This window comes from Zunongwangia sp. L-65, assembly GCF_056859415.1.
Genome location: NZ_JBSXOK010000065.1, coordinates 1 through 16,712 on the forward strand (window position 1 = coordinate 1; position 16,712 = coordinate 16,712).

Here is a 16,712-nt window from a genome sequence, read left to right on the forward strand (position 1 = left end):
TTGAGCGGCCACATGGTTCACTGAAAAATAGGAAACCACAAGAATTTTTAAACTTTGTTCAGCGCTTAGCTACTGAACAAAGACCAGTATTTAAAATAAATTATTAACTTGAAAAAAGGCAACCTTATTCAGGCAAGGTCAGTTGGTAAACCATAATATGCGACCTGCTAAAGGGAAAACACCTGTGCATTTGGAGAAAGAAATGGAGACTCCTCAGACAACCATCAATGTTAGTTTTAATGGTGATATGGAGTATTCCAAGAAAAATAACCTTGAGCTTTATGTGTTATCTCAACTTCTTGATAAACGTTATATGGAGCGCATACGGGAGGAAGAAGGAGGTTCTTACGGTGTCCGAGTAGGCGGTTCTGTAAGCTGGGAACCTATAGGAAACTATAATTTAAGCGTAAGCTTTAACTGTAATCCGGATAAAGCAGATGAGTTGTTAAAGATTGTATATGGCGAATTGAAAAAAATGGAAACGAGCATCGATGCTGAGGAGTTGGCTGAAATAAAAAGCAATTACAAGAAGGGTGTTTCAGAAAACCAACGTAATAATAACTATTGGTTGAGTAATATCGCTAATAACCTTCAAAAGGGAATGCCGGTTTCTGACGGAGCAGGTAGTATCGCATTAATTGAAAGTATCACGACAGATGATCTTATGGCTACGGCAAAATTGATCAATAGTGAACCAGATATTATCGAAGGTGTACTTATGCCTAAACAATAACGGCTATAAATTCAGAAAGAAATTAGAATTTATTTGAATTAGCCTTCTTCAAAATTTTGATTTTGCTTGAATTTACTTGGGAGAGCTTAAACTACAGGTTTAAGCTCTTTTTTAATTGAAAAAACCGGAAAGAATTAAAATCAACCAGATCAATACTTGCTTCCTGATTAGTCGTAGCGCCCGGGATATATGATCTTCAACTGTTTTTATAGAAATCCCCAGATATTCCGCAATTTCTTTATTTTTCAGATTGTGTTGACGTTTTAGTAAAAAGACTTCTTTGCACTTTTTGGGAAGGCTTTCAATAGCTTTATCTATTTGCTCCAAACGCGGTTTTAGATTTTCCTCGTTCAATTCTTCCGTTTCTAAAACGGTTTCTAGATATATCGTATCTGTTAAATAAACCTGTTTTTTTTCTTTTCGGTATATATCGATAAAGCGGTTATGGGCAATAGTAAATAAAAATGTTTTAAGGAAGGCTTGAGGATTCAGAGACGTTCTCTTTTCCCAAAGTTTCATAAAACTATGTTGCACAATATCTTCGGCCAAAGCCTCATCTTGGGTGTACGTGTATATAAAAGCCGTTAAGGGTTCAACGAGTTCATTGAATATATACTGAAAACACTCGCTATCTCCCGCTTGAAGGCGTTGTATAAGTTTTTCATTGTTTTTAAAAGAATACTGAGACATAGATATGTAGGGATACTTTGATAAAGATAGCACAGATATGCTAAGTAAAAATTTTAAGTAGTGGCAAAGACAGAAAGTCTGTTTTAAAATCTCTGCCTATAAAGAAATTTATGACCTATAATTCCAAATTTTGATCGCAATGAAAAAAATGTAATAAAAAAGCCGGGGTGATTCATTTTATATACGTTTAATTAAAAAAAAGTGCATAATGGAGAGTAAATATACCGATTTTGAAAGATTAGTTGAAAAATTCATTCAAGGAGATCTTTCAGATGAAGAGCAAGAGAAACTTGACTCCTTATTAAATGACAAAGACAATAAGAGTCATTTTAAAGAAATGCTAAGTCTGAATTACAGGCTAAATAAAAGATGGTTAAAGATTGAACAAGCTAAGAAGGATAAACTCTTCGCTAAAATTATGGAAGTACCCCCTGTAAAGAAACTAAATCCTTATCAAAACCTATTACGTATTGCAGCCATTTTTGCAATTCTTCTGGGTGGGGCAGTACTTTATTATGCATCTTTTGAAATTCAACCTGTTCCAGAGCAGGTAGTGACATTAGATCTGGATACAGGTGTGCATAAACAACTTGAGAAAGGAGCTAAAGGCGTTATTGCTGAAACCAATGGCGTTCGTATTGAACAAAGGGGTGACACTTTAACTTATGTAGCTAAAAATCAGGATAATGTGATAATTAGTTTTGATGAAATTCATGTTCCTTACGGGAAGAGTAGTGTAGTGGCTTTAGCAGATGGTACATTGATAAACCTTAATGCTGGCAGTAGTCTTAGATATCCTAATGGCTTTAAAGCCGAAGGTAATCGGGAAGTATTTTTAACCGGGGAAGCTTACTTTCAGGTGAGTCATGATGCAAAAAGACCTTTTTTGGTGCATACTGATGATTTGGAAATTGAAGTGTTGGGGACACATTTTAATGTACAGGCCTATGCTGATGAGAAAAACTCTAATACGGTACTGGTTAATGGGGTTGTAAAGGTAAAACAAACAGCAAACCCTGAGGATGCAGTTGTATTAAAACCGGGGATGCAGGCCTCATACACTCAGGGATCAAAAAGTCTGGAAATTGCATCTGTAAATACTGCGCCATACATTGCCTGGGTTAAAGGTCAGCTCTATTTTGATCAGGCTGATTTTCCCCAGATCGCCCGGATACTGGAACGCAAATTTGATGTTCAAATTCAGGTGAATAATACCGCCTTAAAAAAAGAGAAGTTTACGGCAAAATTTAAAGCGGAAAGCCTTGAGCAGATTTTAAAATCTTTTAACGAAAGTTATCCTTTTAATTATGATATAAAACAAAATACTGTTGTGATCAACTAAAAAAAGGGAATGCGGCAACATTCCCTTTAGTAAACATAACAGCGATTTAAAACTAAGTTAAACCACTAATTCTACACTTTAAAAGTATGAAAAAATGTATTACGCACAGGTGTCGTAGCTTGCTATGGCCAAAAATGAATCTTTCTATGCGGTTCAGTATTCTTTTTATTTTCGTTGCAATCTTTCAAATACAGGCTAATTCTTATTCTCAGGATGTGAAAATTACACTTCACGAGAAGCAAATAAGCATTCTGGACTTTTTTGAAAAAGTAGAGACTATTACCCCTTATTCGTTTTTGTACCGGGTAGGTGATATTGATCTTAATCGGAGGGTGAATGTATCTGTAGATCAAATTTCTCTGGAGCAGATTTTGAGTAGTTTGTTTACTACAGAAGGGATTATCTACAAGGTACTGGACAAGCAAATTGTTTTTAGTAAAAAAAACGAAACTCTTGTAGAGAAAGAGGTTGTGGAACAACAAACTGTCTCGGGGATAGTAAGTTCTCAAAAAGGGGAGCCATTATTTGGTGTTACTGTACTTATAGAAGGTACACGTCGCGGTGTTTCTACAGATATAGATGGTAAGTACACTATCGTAGCTGAACCCGGTGAAGTACTTGTTTTTAATATGTTGGGTTTTGAAAAAGCTTACCATACGGTAACCGATCAACAGGTGGTAAATATCAGTCTTAAAGAACAAACTTCAGAGCTCGATGAAGTTATGGTGGTTGCCTACGGCGAGACTTCAAAACGTTTTAATACGGGAGCTGTTAATCAGATAAATGCAGAAACGATTGAAGAACAACCTGTAAACAACCCAATTTTAGCCTTACAAGGTGCTGCCCCTGGTCTTTTTATAACTCAGGAAGCAGGTCGCCCGGGCGGAAACGTGACCGTGCGCATCCGCGGAGAAAATTCTATAGGGAGCTCCAATCGTCCCTTATATGTGATTGATGGAATACCCTATAGTGACGAGCCTATGAATCAATTCAGTTATATTGGTTTTCCTACTAAAGGAAACCAGAGCCCACTTAACAGTATCAATCCTGCAGATATTGAAAGTATAAGTATACTTAAAGATGCAGATGCTACTGCGATTTATGGATCTCGTGGAGCAAATGGGGTGATATTGATTACTACCAAACACAATAAACTTTCTGGAAAAGGACTCAGCGTTAATGTAAATGTGCTTACCGGCGTGAAAGAAGTAGGCCATATGATGGATCTATTGAGTACTCCGGAATATCTTGCGCTTAGGAGACAAGCTTTTGAGAATGATGGTGTTGTGCCAGACAATAGTAATGCTCCTGATCTTACCTTATGGGATCAAAATCTGGATATGAATTGGCAGGAACACTTGTTTGGCGGGACGGCCAATTTTGTAAATGCCCAGGCCGGAATCAGTACCGGGACTGCCAGGAACTCATTTTCTTTAAACACATCGTATAACCAGGAGGGAACTATTTACCCGGGAGATTTTTCATATCAGCGCTTTAGTATTCGTTCCCGGTATAGCTATCAATCTCAAGACGATCGCTTTAGGTTGAACCTTCAGGCTAACTATAGTACAGATGATAATAATTCTTTTGGCGGAAATTTTGCCAGCGTTCTTTTGACGCCACCCAACTTCAACCCCTATAATGAAGATGGTTCATTAAACTGGACGATTACAAATCCCATAGCTCCCTTAAATGCTTCTTATGTTAATAAGACTAACACGCTTTTTGCGGATCTTAATCTGGCTTATGAAATTTCAGATTACATAACGGCTAAGGTTTTAGTAGGCTATAACATCAATAATCTTGATCAGCAGAATAAAAACCCTTCAACTTCGCTTAACCCGGCTTATGCCAATTATTCCTGGGGAAGTCCTAATGTACAACAAGGAGATACCAAACGCCAGACGCTTAATATAGAACCACAACTTACTTATAAAAATCAAATAGGAAATGGTGTATTCTCTGCCCTACTGGGGGGCACGCTAATGAAACGTACCCAGGACAATCAAACCATTGATGCAAATAATTACTCGTCAGACTTGTTTTTAGATAATATAGGTGCAGCGGGTAGCTATTCGATATTTGTTTCCAATATAGATTACCGGTATTTATCCGGTTTTTTAAGGCTTAATTATAATTGGAATGATAAATACCTGTTCAATGCCTCTGTAAGACGAGATGGTTCCAGCCGTTTTGGACCTAACAATCAATATGGGAATTTTGCCGCTTTGGGTGCTGCATGGATTTTTTCTGAAGAGAAATTTTTTAAAGATCAGTCGGTGTTAAGTTTTGGTAAATTGAGGGCTAGCTATGGCTCCACCGGTAATGATGGGATAGGGGATTATGGTTATTACCAATTATGGACTGCAACCTCTTCGATAAATAATGAATCTTCAACTGTTTTAACACCTACTGCACTGGCAAACTTAGATTATAGCTGGGAGAAAGTATTGAAGTTTGACGTTGCTTTGGAATTAGGTTTTTTAAAGGATAGAATCCTGCTAAATGCTAATTACTACCGTAATTCAACAAAAGATCAGCTGGTAGGTTTACCGTTGCCCTCACAAACAGGATTTACTTCGGTAAATGCAAACCTTCCGGCATTGATACGTAACAAAGGAGTTGAGCTGTCTTTGAATACCCGAAATATCAATACAGAAACATTTAGCTGGAATACAGATTTTAACATCACTTTTCAAAAGAATGAATTAGTCTCTTTTGATGATCTGGAAGCTTCTACTTATGCCAATACTTATGAAGTTGGATCTTCGATTTTGAGTCAGAAAGGTTATCTAGCTTCGGTTGATCCTGAAACAGGGATGTATACTATTCAAGATTTAAATAATGACGGTCAAATTACTTATGCCGATGACCGCAAGATTCTGGGAGATCGTTTACCTAAGTTTTATGGGGGACTGCAAAACAATTTTACCTATAAAAATTGGAACCTTGGCTTTCTGTTTCAATTTGTAAAACAAGAAGATTACAATTATTTGAACACTGTTTATGATGCAGTAGGTAACAGGTCAAATTTTGAGGAATCGGTTCTTAATTACTGGAAGCAACCGGGTGATCAGGTAAGCGTTCCAAAGCCTTCAACTGCTACCAGCAATGCCTTTTTTAATTCACTAAGCTCCAGCCTCCATTGGGATGATGCCTCTTACATTAAATTACGTAATGTAAATCTATCTTATAGTTTACCCGCAACCTGGGCGAATCAGGTAGGATTGCAGAATGCACGTGTTTATTTTCAGGGGCAAAATTTGCTTACTATAACCTCTTATAAAGGATTGGATCCTGAATCGAAATCGACTTTTGCACCGCCTTTACGTATAGTTTCATTAGGGGTACAGACCAATTTCTAAATCATAAAAAATCATTATGAAAAACAATATATATCTAGCAAGTTGTTTTATGTTAGCCCTTTTAACACTTTTTAGTTGTGAGGCTTATTTAGAACCCGACCTTTCAGACAATCAATTAGCAACCTCAGATGTTTTTGCTTCTGATGCTACTGCTATATCTGCTATAAATGGTGTTTACGGAGACTTTATGTTACGAACTGATCCTATTAATATTTCTAACGGGAGTCTAAGTGTGATGGGAGGACTTTGTGCAGACGAATTGTACGATTTTACACAGACGTATCAATCGTATAATATTAATGAAGTTCCTTTTACTGCTTTTGGCCCGGATTATTATTACTGGTATGATACCTATAATATTATCTATTCGGCAAATGCTATCCTGGAAGGACTTGAAGATGCACCTAATGTTTCTGAAGATCTTAAAGTTCAATTACGCGGAGAGTCATATTTTGTAAGGGCTTTTCTACATTTTTACCTGGTTAATATGTATGGAGGGATACCCTTAATCACCTCTACTGATTATAAGGAAAATGCTTCTAAGGGTAGAGCCTCTGTTGCTGAGGTTTATGAACAGGTAATTACAGATCTTAAAGGTGCTGAGGATCTTTTGACAGATGAATATCCCAGTGATAAAAAATTGCGACCTAATAAATATGTGGTTCAGGCGATGTTGTCTCGCGTTTATTTGTATATGCAAGAATGGAAACTGGCAGAAGATTATGCGACAAAGCTAATCAACGGTCCTTATGCCCTGGAAGATGATGTTGAGCAGGTTTTTGGAATTGATAATCAGGAAACCATCTGGCAACTTATACCTTCAAATACAAATTCTACCGTGGTTAATGAAGGCCGGTGGTTTAATCCCGGGCAAACACCAACTTATGTGCTTACTGAAACTGCTTTGAACGCATTTGATGATGCAGATGCGCGTTTTGAGACCTGGGTAGACACCGTAAGTTATCAAAATGAGCTTTATTATTATCCTGCTAAATATGAACCTTTAGGTGGGTCAATTAATCAATATAGCATTATGTTGCGCTTAGGCGAGCAATATTTGATACGTGCCGAGGCACGGGCAGAGCAGGATATGCCCAATGAGGCTCTGGAAGACCTTAATAAGGTTCGTACCCTCCACGGTAACTTGGATGCGTATGCAAGTGGCATGAACAAAGAAGAAGTACTTGATAAAGTATTTGAGGAGCGCCAGGTAGAGTTTATTGGCGAATGGGGACATCGCTGGTTAGACCTCAAACGAACAGGGAAGGCAGATGCCGTTTTAAGCGCTTTAAAACCGCAAACCTGGGAGTCTACCGATGTACTTTGGCCTATAAACAATAGTGAATTACAATCTAACCCTAAACTAGAACAAAATCCAGGATATAATGATTAATATAATGAAAAGCACGAATAGATTAAGTTTGGTTTGTATTTGTATCGCTGTCTTGACGGCGGTGCAATGTAAAAACCCGGATTCCAACGAAAAATCAGAAGAAAAAGAGCAATTCAAAATTTCAGGAAAGATTAAAAATCAACCAGATGCGATGATTTATCTTGAAGAATTGGATGTTCCTGAAGGAGCTTCACCACTGGTAGACTCTGTACAACTTCAGAATGATCAATTTACTTTTAGCGGGAAAGTTGATTTCCCAAAATGGTATGCCATTAAAACTTCAGATACAACAGAGTGGCCTTTGCGTATTGTTTTGTCTAACGAAGACATTACTATAAATGCGGTAAAAGATTCTTTGTACAAAGCAAAAGTAAACGGAGCCTCAGTTTATGCAGAGTATCAGGATTATTATGACACCTATTTTGAAAAAATTCGAAGTAAAGCAAGACCAATATACCAACTGCTTGATTCGCTTAATCAAGGAGGAAAGCGAGAATTAGTTAAGGATGAGCGGTTGATGATGGATAAAAAGTGGGAAGAAATGAGCAGATTTAGCGATAGTATTACTAAACTTTATGTATCTAATAACCCTGGTAGTCTGGCAGCTCCTATGATTATTTCAGAGCGTTATATTCAATATGCAGATCCAGATAAGGCCGATGAATTGTACCAGTTGCTTGATCCCAAAGCGCAGTCTTCCTTTTATGGTAAAAAACTTTCCAAAGCTCTAGAGGGGTATAAATCGGTTGCAGTAGGCAGTAGAGTTCCTGCTATAAAAAATCAGGTAGACCTTGAAGGAAACAAAATAGGCCTTGAGGATTATAAGGGAAAGTTTGTACTCGTAGATTTTTGGGCAAGTTGGTGCGGTCCCTGTCGTAAAGAAAATCCTAATGTACTAAAGGCTTATAATACCTATCACAGCAAAGGTCTTGAGATTTTAGCAATTTCATTAGATGAAAAGCGTGAACTGTGGGAAAAAGCTATTAAGAAAGATAAGCTTCCATGGAAACATGTTTCTGATTTAAAAGGCTTTAAAAATCAGGCCGCTCAGGATTATATGGTTAGTGCGATACCCCAAAATTTCCTTATCAATCCAGAGGGAGAGATTATTGCTACGAATCTTCGCGAAGAGGGACTTCATGAGAAACTGAAGGAAATATTTACTAATTAAGTCTAAAAATTCAAGCGTTCTGAAAAAAATTAATCCTTACTAATTAATTTAGATGATAGATCGGTTATGTACAGAAAATGGTTCTAGTATAAAACAGGTTGTTTTTAGAAATGGAACAAAGCAACCTGTAACCGTATTCCGTACTAATCAATACTGCAGGTGAGTATTTAAGCGGTATTTAAACGATCCCAAAGCATATGAACCTGATTAGAGGGGGGTAGAAATTATATTCAGGAATTGAAAACAGATTAAAATTAATTTGATGAATATTGAAAGAGGGCTTATATGCTTGTTTAAGCTCTCTTTTTATAAGAGACCCGATATTTGTATTAGGTCAATAATTAAGAGGATGAAGAAAAACATGCAAAAAACTACTATGTCAGAAAATCTGGAGACTTATTTTCAAAGCTTTAGGCGAAATACCATAGGTGTAAATCATGAATTTAAATCGGTTTATGGAATCCAGAACCAATTATACGCTGATTGGATTGCGAGTGGAAGGTTGTATCAACCTATAGAAGAAGTGATTTGTAATAAGATAGGTCCTTTAATGGCCAACACCCATTCTTTTTCGAGTGAGACAGGCAAAGCGTCTACCTACTGCCTATCATGAAGCCAGAGCGATTATAAAGCAACATGTAAATGCAGGAACAGATGATGTCTTGGTTACCACCGGCACCGGAATGACGGGTGCTCTGGCCAGATTGCACCGCATTATGGGGCTTAAAGCTAAGCAGCATTTGTCTGGATCTTTAGAGCGACCGGTTGTTTTTATCAGCCATATGGAGCATCACTCCAATCAGGTGCCCTGGCAAGCTTTAGACGCAGATGTGGTACTTATAGCACCTGATGAAAAATTGCAAATCTCTTTGGAAAACTTAGAGACTCAGCTTAAAAAATACGCGGACCGAAAGGTGAAAATAGGTTCGTTCACCGCATGTTCAAATGTTACCGGGGCTATTGCTCCTTATTATCAATTAGCAGAAATGATGCACGCCTATAATGGGCTTTGCTTTGTTGACTTTGCAGCATCGGCACCTTATGAAGTTATTGATATGCACCCCGAAAATAAAAACCAAAAACTGGACGCTATTTTCTTTTCACCACATAAGTTTTTAGGAGGTCCGGGCACCAGTGGTGTTTTGGTTTATGATAAAAAATTGCATCAAAACATACATCCGGATACGCCCGGTGGTGGGAATGTAAAATGGACGAATCCCTGGAGTGATTATGGGTATCATACCGATCTGGAAACGCGTGAAGATGGAGGAACCCCCGGTATTCTTCAGGTAATTCGTACCGCTTTGTGCCTAAAACTCAAAGAGCTTATGGATCCTAAAATGATGAAGTTGCGTGAAAAGGAATTACTTGATTTGTTTTATGAAGGTGTTGCTGAATTTCCAGAGATTGAAGTGCTGGGAAATCGTGAACAGGATCATATTGGTTGCGTCTCATTTAACGTAAGAGCAATGCATTACAATTTGGTGGTTAGACTACTTAATGATAGATTTGGGATACAGGTACGTGGCGGATGGTCTTGTGCCAGCAGCCTGGCACATTACCTGTTTAAGATTGATAGTGAGCAATCTGAAAAAATGATTCAGGATATTGAGAATCAAAATTTAACTGATAAGCCTGGCTGGGTACGGGTGTCTTTACATCCCATTATGACCAATGCCGAGGTACAGAGCATTATTGAAGCCTTACGGGAAATTATACAGTATGGAAAAGAATGGGCAACAGACTATCAATATAATCCCAAAACTAATGAATTTGATAGCCTACGGCAGGATGATACTGAACTACAGGAAGGTATGAAAGCGATGTTCTTGGGCTTAGCGTAATGTGAAAAATGCTATATGGCTAAATTTTTTCAAATTATATGAAGAAGGAGCCTTCTATCGTTTTTGAAGAGATTGGTGAATAATGGTACACGTTCCTAATCGCAATCTACTTGCTTAAAAAATAAACCTATTAGAATATTAAAATCCCAGCGTTTCCGAGAGTAATTTTTTATATTCTTCTACATCATTCTTGTGTTTTTTCTGTAATCGAAACCACAATAATAGGACAATTGCGAAAGTAAGAGCGGCTAATAAATATATAGAATTTCCACTATTATAGCCTAAAACTATTGCCGCTATAAAACTTAATCCCAAAGAAAGATGTGCTAAAATCACAAATTTCCAAAGAATATTTTGGCCAAAAGAAATATGTACATCTGTTTCATCTTGATTATCTGCTCTGGATAATTTTCCGTTAACCACTAAATTGTTGTGGTAGACTATGTACCATGCGTACAGTAATCGTTTACGAATTTTAAAGGTGATGCGGCTGCTATTATCACTTTTGATATCTATCACAAACCCGTGAACCGATGCAAGGGAAGATTGTAAATTGTTCTTTATCTCAGCAGGGTTGTTTTTGACTTTAAAATTCCAGTTTTTCATAATATCAGTTTTAAAGAACCGGTATAATTATTTAATAAACCAATCTTAATTTATGCTTGAATATAATCATTATTTACCGATGATTTTATTTTTAAAACAATGATGATGGAAATTAGTTATACTATCGTTTTAATTTTTTCCTGTAAAATTTTTTAGACAATTGCGGACTTGTTAGTCGTTATTGTGAGACAGTGTCTAAAGTTATTATTTTGGAAAAGCTTGCGAGTAGGGTTCTTCGAAATTTTCAAATAATCTTTTTAAAACCTTTGCGTTATTTGAGTAATAGTTTGTATGATTTTTTTCTAACAAGTCATAATATTTTTTTAACTCGTTTTTATTTTTTTGAAGAAAAGCTAACGTGCCCTTGTAATACCACCAGAATTGTTCATCATCATTTTCTGATTTACCTTTCATTGATTCTTTGATATAAAATACAGCCTTTTTATATTGATTATCAAAAGCATATACCTGACCAATATGCCAATAGTCCGCATGCTTATTTCTTGTAGAATCAGACATAGAAAGAAATATAAGTTCACTAGCAGCTTCAACGTGTTGACCATGTTTACTTAATTCTCTCCAATCTTCTTCTAAGTAATCATCTGTTTTTGTAGTCCCGGGATTATCTTTATTTATTTTTTGATTTTGACCATAAGTAAATGAGGTTACCAAAATGAATATTAAAATAATCTTATTCATGATATTATATATTATGTTTTCTGATTAGAATTTTGCAAATATCTTTTTTGAAAATTCACAAATAGAGAATTTAAAGTTCACCATCAATTCTTCTTTTTGGTGATTATCCATTGATTTGTTTGAATTAAATATTGCCTTTTGATAATCATTTAAATATCCATAGGTCTAGATACTTTTTTAATTTTGAATGTTTTAGTTTTCACTATTTATTCTCTATTAGTTTTTCTAGATAAGCTACTTTCTCCTTTTCCGCCTGTAACAATCTCTCATAAAGCTTTTTATTTTCTTCAACTGATTCCATTAATTTATCTAGCGGATTGAAAGTACAGTGGTTATTAAAAGTCCCATTACTACTATCCTGAAAACTATTAAAAAAATTTATGGCTAATTCTTCTGAAAAATTCTCAATTGCTTCCTTACTTACTCCTAAAACCTTAGCTACTTTTTCCAACTTTTCAACTTCAATATGCTCACTTTGTTCTAAACTGGATACACTCTGTTGGCTGATCCCTAATTCTGCGGCAAGGTCTTCTTGCTTCATTCCTCGAAGTTCTCTTATTCGGCTTATTTTTCTACCGATATGACTTGTTTTTGTTGCTGTGCTCATAATCTCAAAGATAAACATTCTTTTTAAAAGTTTCGTTTATCACCCTTTGGAGTAAAAATAACTTCTTTATTTTTTTTAGATTATTTTGTTTGGTTGCAGTTGTTTTTTTAAAACTTGAAGTTTCGTAATATCACCATGTTTTCTTTTCTGAATATTAAGACCTAGAATTAGGATAAAAAGAGCGTGGATAATATTCTTTTTCACCATATACTCCTTGGTGTGGCACAAACTAAAAAAGGGATTAAAAGTGAAACTTTAATCCCTTTTCCTGACTTTAAAACTTACTAGAACATATCCCACCATCTTTATAAAGCAGCAGAATAATCAAAAAACAAATAACTGCCAGAACGATTAAAATGATTTCCAGCATGACATAATTTTTACTGGCATCGCTAATTGGTATAATACCCCGATACCGGTTACTATTGGGAAATTCAAAATATTTAAAAAAATTGGTTTTATTTCTTGCGGTTTTTCTGGGTTTTTTAATTACTGAAGTTGTGCTACAACTTCCTGCCATTGTTTAATTTCGGGTATGCCTGGTTTTCGTTTTCCAAAAAACTGAACAATTAATTCGTCATTCTTATCAAAACACTCAATAGAGGTAACAATTCCATCTTCGGTGGGCTTTCTAACCACCCAACAATTAGCGACGCCATCCATATTTAAATGGAGATTAAAATCAGGATCCATTATATTAAACCATTGCTGATGCCATAGCGTTTTATTTATTTTTCCGGTATGAATCTGAATATTCCCAGGATTGCCTACAAAAACCATAATTGGCAATTCCTGCCTGGCAACCTTTTCTAACATGCTAACAATTTTTTCTTTTTCAATTTTATCAGCATAGTAGGCGCTGGGTGCTAATCTTAGCGCCTGGGAACGACTAATATTGTGCTTCTTTAATAATCCAAAAAAATGATGTGTATCTTTTAATTCTTCCCATGATTTTTGGAAACCGGCAAGATCAACTTCATTATCGTTTTTATACCTTGGGGCTTCGGCAAAAACGCTAATCTCTAATTTGGTATTTTGCTCTTCAGACTTATATTTTTCTACCAAAGCTTTATAAGCTTCAACATGACTTTGGGGCGTAAGGTAGATTTTATGAATAGCCATCCCATCTTCTGCAAAAAATTGCAAGCTAAGACGTTCTTTTCCGCGCGCCATTTCAGAAACGGCAAAAGCAAAAGCCCAGTGCATAAAGAAAATCCGCAGGTCGATATCTTCTCCAACAAAAAGTCCGACGGGCGATTTACCTATCGACGGATTTAGATATATTCCTTTTCGTTCGTGTACGCAGCTTTCGTTACGCGTTAGCGCCATAACTTTGCCCAAAGATTCAATTTCCGGTAAAATTTCTTTAGGTTTATTTACTAATCGGGTAACCCCATTGTTGATTTTTGTCGCCAGTAATTCGGCTTCACTTACATTAAGCGCCTGGGCGGCGTTTCGTATTCTTAGTTGAGGTTGCTCTTCTTTAAGAGTTTCCCATCGCTGTTTTAAACTTGTTGTACTCATGGGTTTATATTTTGAATTATTGAAGCTGATTTTTCTTCACCAAAAACAATCATGGGTGTTTTTGCGAGCGGATGCGCCATGACCTTGCAGGGAAAATCGTAAACATCACAAATAGTTTTAGAGGTCAGCACCTCTTTGGGATTACCGTACTTTACCATTTTACCATCTTTAAGTAATACAATACGATCTGCAAATTGGGCGGCAAGATTTAAATCATGCATTACGATGGCAGCCATATTTCCTTTCTTTACAAAGTCTTTTATCACTTCTAAAACTTTATGTTGATAATAAACATCCAGGTTATTTAGGGGCTCGTCCAGTAACATTAATTTCTTTTGGAAATTATTAGTGAGCTGGGCAAATATTCTGGAAAGATGAATGCGTTGCTTTTCCCCTCCCGAAAGTTGATTGTATGATTTGTCCTTAAAATGACTCATTTCTGTAAGCTTTAAACTTTCCGCAACCACTTTTAGATCTGTAATACCCGGCCTACTGACAAAATAAGGATAGCGCCCCATCATGACCACTTCGTTTACCGGTAACGGAATATCCTGTTGATGATGTTGGCTAAATTTAGCCCTTGTTTTTGCCAATCTTGCCGTTGTCCATTTTTTTATGGATTCTTGTTGAAAACGGATTTCTCCGGAATACTTAATTTCTTCGGTTAAGGCTTTAAGCAAAGTACTTTTACCGGCGCCATTGGGACCGATAATCACAAAAAGCTCTCCCGGTTGAATACTAAAGTTAATATCTTCAAGCAGCTTTCTGTTTTTGATGTGGATGTTTAACTGATTTACGGCTAACATTACAATGCTTTTTTAAATTGAAGAAGAATTAAAATAAATACCGGGGCGCCCATAAAAGCAGTAATGATACCTATTGGGATTTCGATGGGCGCTAAAGTGGTTCGGCTAATAATATCTGCTGTTAGCAGTAATACACTGCCAAAAAGTGCTGAGAGTGGTAAAATTAGTCGGTAATCAGATCCTAAAAGCAATCGTAAAATATAAGGAACAATAAGTCCTACAAAGGCAATAGTTCCAGCAAAAGCTACTGAGGTACCCACAACTAATGCCGATAGCCAGATAATTTTAGCATGGTATTGTTTTACGTTAATGCCTAAATGCCTTGCATTTTCTTCTCCTAGCATCATGGCGTTTAAGGCTTTGCCATTACCTAACAGGAGACTCAGGCAAATAAGATTAATGATAAAAAGGATCATCACTTTAGACCAGTTGGCAGCACCAAGGCTCCCAAGTCGCCAAAACGTAAGATCACGTAATTCGTCGTCTTTAGAGATAAAGGTTAAGAATCCCGTCGTAGCTTCGGCCAGGGCTGCAATGGCAACGCCGGCTAAAAGCATAATCACTACCTGTGTTTTTCCATTTTTAAAGGAGATGCTGTATACCAGTATCATGACTAAGAGCGCACCGATAAAAGCAGCAATAGAAATTAAGGAATAATGTAAAATTTCAGGAAGAAAACTTTTAATGGTACTCCCTAACACAATGGCTACAGCGGCAAAGAGAGCAGATCCCGCGGTAATTCCTATAATTCCCGGGGTGGCAAGAGGATTTTTAAACATACCCTGTAATGACGTTCCGGTAACAGCAAGACCTGCGCCCATAATGATTGCTAAAATAGTTCGTGGCATACGTACATCAAAAAATATATAGGCATCGGTGGGGTTTACTGCTACCGTGTCATCAATAATGCTTTTAAATAAAAGCAGAAAATCATTCCAGTTTAACTGGTATACGCCCAAGAGGCTGGAAGCGATGAAAGCGACAACCAACAGGGTAAGACCTAAAGACATATACCATTTAAACTTAGTTTGCATATTGGCTAAGCTCTTTGTTAAGTTGGACTGCGGCTTCTCCTGTTCTGGGGCCAAAGCCTGTTAATAATAAACCATCCATGCTAACTACCTGTCCTTTTTTTACTGCGGTAGAATTGGCTAAACCCGATATTCCTTTTAAACCTTCTATCCCGTTTACACTTTGTAAGCCGCTATCAAAAAATAAGAGTACATCGGGATTGGCCTGTGCAACAGCCTCTGTAGTAAGCGGGCGATAATCATCATACGTATTCATAGCGTTTTCACCACCGGCAAGCTCGATCATTTTTGCCACAGGAGTCTCTTTCCCGGCCACAAGCAAGGTGCCGGCCCCACGCGCATAGACAAACATTACCCTTGGTTTGTTTTTAAATTCCTCTAGAACATCAAGCTTATTTTCGATGTTGTGGGTTATTTTTTCCGGAGCTTCAGTATTAAGATCTTTGGCTACCAAGTTTATCAGGTTTTTAGCACCTTCTACTGAATATTCAGGTTCGTAATAATGAACAGGAACTTCTAAAGTTTTAAGCTGGGAAATAATATCTGCAGATAATTCCTTTTTTACCGCAAATATTTGTGTTGGTTTTTGTTGAAGCAGGGCTTCAATATTTAAGTTCATCACATGGCCAAGATCGGTAGCGTTTTCTTTTAAGTTTTCCGGATACATACTGGTCACATCTACAGCTACCAGTTTATCCTGATACCCTAATTCACTAATAGTTTCACTTAGTGTTCCATTAAGGCTAATAATACGTTCCTGTGATTTTTCTGACTCAGATTCTTGTGATGATTTCGTATCAGATTCGGTGTTTTTACAGCCACCGATGGCGATAACACATAGAAGGATGGACAGTTTAAATAGTTTCATTTATAATTTTTATTAAATCTAAATAAAGCAAAT

General features: G+C 36.8%; 15 protein-coding genes. 7 read left to right on the plus strand and 8 right to left on the minus strand.

All coding sequences use genetic code 11. The features are described from left to right. The first annotated feature begins 142 nt into the window (after positions 1–142). A complete protein-coding gene (locus AC13DP_RS12685) occupies positions 143–733 on the plus strand; it encodes a M16 family metallopeptidase (protein ID WP_483067901.1) in 591 nt (196 codons plus the stop codon). Between the two features lie 111 nt (positions 734–844). Here the strand turns inward: AC13DP_RS12685 and AC13DP_RS12690 are convergent, their stop codons facing one another. Further along, positions 845–1,423, minus strand: coding sequence for an RNA polymerase sigma-70 factor (locus tag AC13DP_RS12690; protein ID WP_272959483.1), 579 nt, complete (start codon positions 1,421–1,423; stop codon positions 845–847). Between the two features lie 208 nt (positions 1,424–1,631). On the opposite strand from AC13DP_RS12690, the gene AC13DP_RS12695 reads away from it, so the two are divergent. From AC13DP_RS12695 to AC13DP_RS12720, 6 genes are all read left to right on the plus strand, one after another. Beyond that, positions 1,632–2,765 carry a FecR family protein gene (locus AC13DP_RS12695; protein ID WP_483067902.1) on the plus strand — a complete coding sequence of 378 codons (1,134 nt, stop codon included), beginning with the start codon at positions 1,632–1,634 and terminating at the stop codon, positions 2,763–2,765. 134 nt (positions 2,766–2,899) lie between these two features. Then, positions 2,900–6,130, plus strand: coding sequence for a TonB-dependent receptor (locus AC13DP_RS12700; protein ID WP_483067903.1), 3,231 nt, complete (start codon positions 2,900–2,902; stop codon positions 6,128–6,130). Positions 6,131–6,146: 16 nt separating this feature from the next. Next, a complete protein-coding gene (locus tag AC13DP_RS12705; RefSeq protein WP_347405924.1) occupies positions 6,147–7,523 on the plus strand; it encodes a RagB/SusD family nutrient uptake outer membrane protein in 1,377 nt (458 codons plus the stop codon). 4 nt (positions 7,524–7,527) lie between these two features. Next, positions 7,528–8,694, plus strand: coding sequence for a redoxin domain-containing protein (locus AC13DP_RS12710; RefSeq protein ID WP_347405925.1), 1,167 nt, complete (start codon positions 7,528–7,530; stop codon positions 8,692–8,694). Positions 8,695–9,043: 349 nt separating this feature from the next. Further along, complete coding sequence (locus AC13DP_RS12715) at positions 9,044–9,307, plus strand: hypothetical protein (protein ID WP_347405926.1); 264 nt, start codon at positions 9,044–9,046, stop codon at positions 9,305–9,307. Continuing rightward, positions 9,270–10,538 (plus strand): aminotransferase class V-fold PLP-dependent enzyme, encoded by a 1,269-nt coding sequence (locus tag AC13DP_RS12720; protein WP_347405927.1) that lies wholly within the window; start codon positions 9,270–9,272, stop codon positions 10,536–10,538. The genes AC13DP_RS12715 and AC13DP_RS12720 overlap by 38 nt, the downstream gene beginning before the upstream one ends. Before the next feature lie 138 nt (positions 10,539–10,676). Here AC13DP_RS12720 and AC13DP_RS12725 read toward each other — a convergent pair whose 3' ends face one another. From AC13DP_RS12725 to AC13DP_RS12755, 7 genes are all read right to left on the minus strand, one after another. After that, positions 10,677–11,144, minus strand: a complete 468-nt coding sequence (locus tag AC13DP_RS12725) for a DUF423 domain-containing protein (protein ID WP_347405928.1) — start codon at positions 11,142–11,144, stop codon at positions 10,677–10,679. Positions 11,145–11,348: 204 nt separating this feature from the next. Beyond that, positions 11,349–11,843, minus strand: coding sequence for a hypothetical protein (locus AC13DP_RS12730; RefSeq protein ID WP_347405929.1), 495 nt, complete (start codon positions 11,841–11,843; stop codon positions 11,349–11,351). 202 nt (positions 11,844–12,045) lie between these two features. Then, positions 12,046–12,468 (minus strand): helix-turn-helix domain-containing protein, encoded by a 423-nt coding sequence (locus AC13DP_RS12735; protein ID WP_347405930.1) that lies wholly within the window; start codon positions 12,466–12,468, stop codon positions 12,046–12,048. A 471-nt stretch (positions 12,469–12,939) separates the two neighbouring features. Further along, a complete protein-coding gene (locus AC13DP_RS12740; protein ID WP_347405931.1) occupies positions 12,940–13,974 on the minus strand; it encodes a hemin-degrading factor in 1,035 nt (344 codons plus the stop codon). After that, positions 13,971–14,780 (minus strand): heme ABC transporter ATP-binding protein, encoded by an 810-nt coding sequence (locus tag AC13DP_RS12745; RefSeq protein ID WP_483067904.1) that lies wholly within the window; start codon positions 14,778–14,780, stop codon positions 13,971–13,973. The genes AC13DP_RS12740 and AC13DP_RS12745 overlap by 4 nt, the downstream gene beginning before the upstream one ends. Further along, on the minus strand, positions 14,780–15,814 hold the full coding sequence (locus AC13DP_RS12750; RefSeq protein WP_483067905.1) for a FecCD family ABC transporter permease: 1,035 nt from the start codon (positions 15,812–15,814) through the stop codon (positions 14,780–14,782). Before AC13DP_RS12750 ends, AC13DP_RS12745 begins: the two co-directional genes overlap by 1 nt. After that, positions 15,804–16,679, minus strand: coding sequence for a heme/hemin ABC transporter substrate-binding protein (locus tag AC13DP_RS12755; RefSeq protein WP_483067906.1), 876 nt, complete (start codon positions 16,677–16,679; stop codon positions 15,804–15,806). The genes AC13DP_RS12750 and AC13DP_RS12755 overlap by 11 nt, the downstream gene beginning before the upstream one ends. Positions 16,680–16,712 lie beyond the last annotated feature (33 nt).

What these genes read in the sequence shown, in the direction of transcription:
- AC13DP_RS12690 (WP_272959483.1), bottom strand. Translation starts at nt 1,423, where the DNA reads ATGTCTCAGTATTCTTTTAAAAACAATGAAAAACTTATACAACGCCTT.
- AC13DP_RS12695 (WP_483067902.1), top strand. Translation starts at nt 1,632, where the DNA reads ATGGAGAGTAAATATACCGATTTTGAAAGATTAGTTGAAAAATTCATT.
- AC13DP_RS12700 (WP_483067903.1), top strand. Translation starts at nt 2,900, where the DNA reads ATGAATCTTTCTATGCGGTTCAGTATTCTTTTTATTTTCGTTGCAATC.
- AC13DP_RS12705 (WP_347405924.1), top strand. Translation starts at nt 6,147, where the DNA reads ATGAAAAACAATATATATCTAGCAAGTTGTTTTATGTTAGCCCTTTTA.
- AC13DP_RS12710 (WP_347405925.1), top strand. Translation starts at nt 7,528, where the DNA reads ATGAAAAGCACGAATAGATTAAGTTTGGTTTGTATTTGTATCGCTGTC.
- AC13DP_RS12715 (WP_347405926.1), top strand. Translation starts at nt 9,044, where the DNA reads ATGAAGAAAAACATGCAAAAAACTACTATGTCAGAAAATCTGGAGACT.
- AC13DP_RS12725 (WP_347405928.1), bottom strand. Translation starts at nt 11,144, where the DNA reads ATGAAAAACTGGAATTTTAAAGTCAAAAACAACCCTGCTGAGATAAAG.
- AC13DP_RS12730 (WP_347405929.1), bottom strand. Translation starts at nt 11,843, where the DNA reads ATGAATAAGATTATTTTAATATTCATTTTGGTAACCTCATTTACTTAT.
- AC13DP_RS12735 (WP_347405930.1), bottom strand. Translation starts at nt 12,468, where the DNA reads ATGTTTATCTTTGAGATTATGAGCACAGCAACAAAAACAAGTCATATC.
- AC13DP_RS12740 (WP_347405931.1), bottom strand. Translation starts at nt 13,974, where the DNA reads ATGAGTACAACAAGTTTAAAACAGCGATGGGAAACTCTTAAAGAAGAG.
- AC13DP_RS12745 (WP_483067904.1), bottom strand. Translation starts at nt 14,780, where the DNA reads ATGTTAGCCGTAAATCAGTTAAACATCCACATCAAAAACAGAAAGCTG.
- AC13DP_RS12750 (WP_483067905.1), bottom strand. Translation starts at nt 15,814, where the DNA reads ATGCAAACTAAGTTTAAATGGTATATGTCTTTAGGTCTTACCCTGTTG.
- AC13DP_RS12755 (WP_483067906.1), bottom strand. Translation starts at nt 16,679, where the DNA reads ATGAAACTATTTAAACTGTCCATCCTTCTATGTGTTATCGCCATCGGT.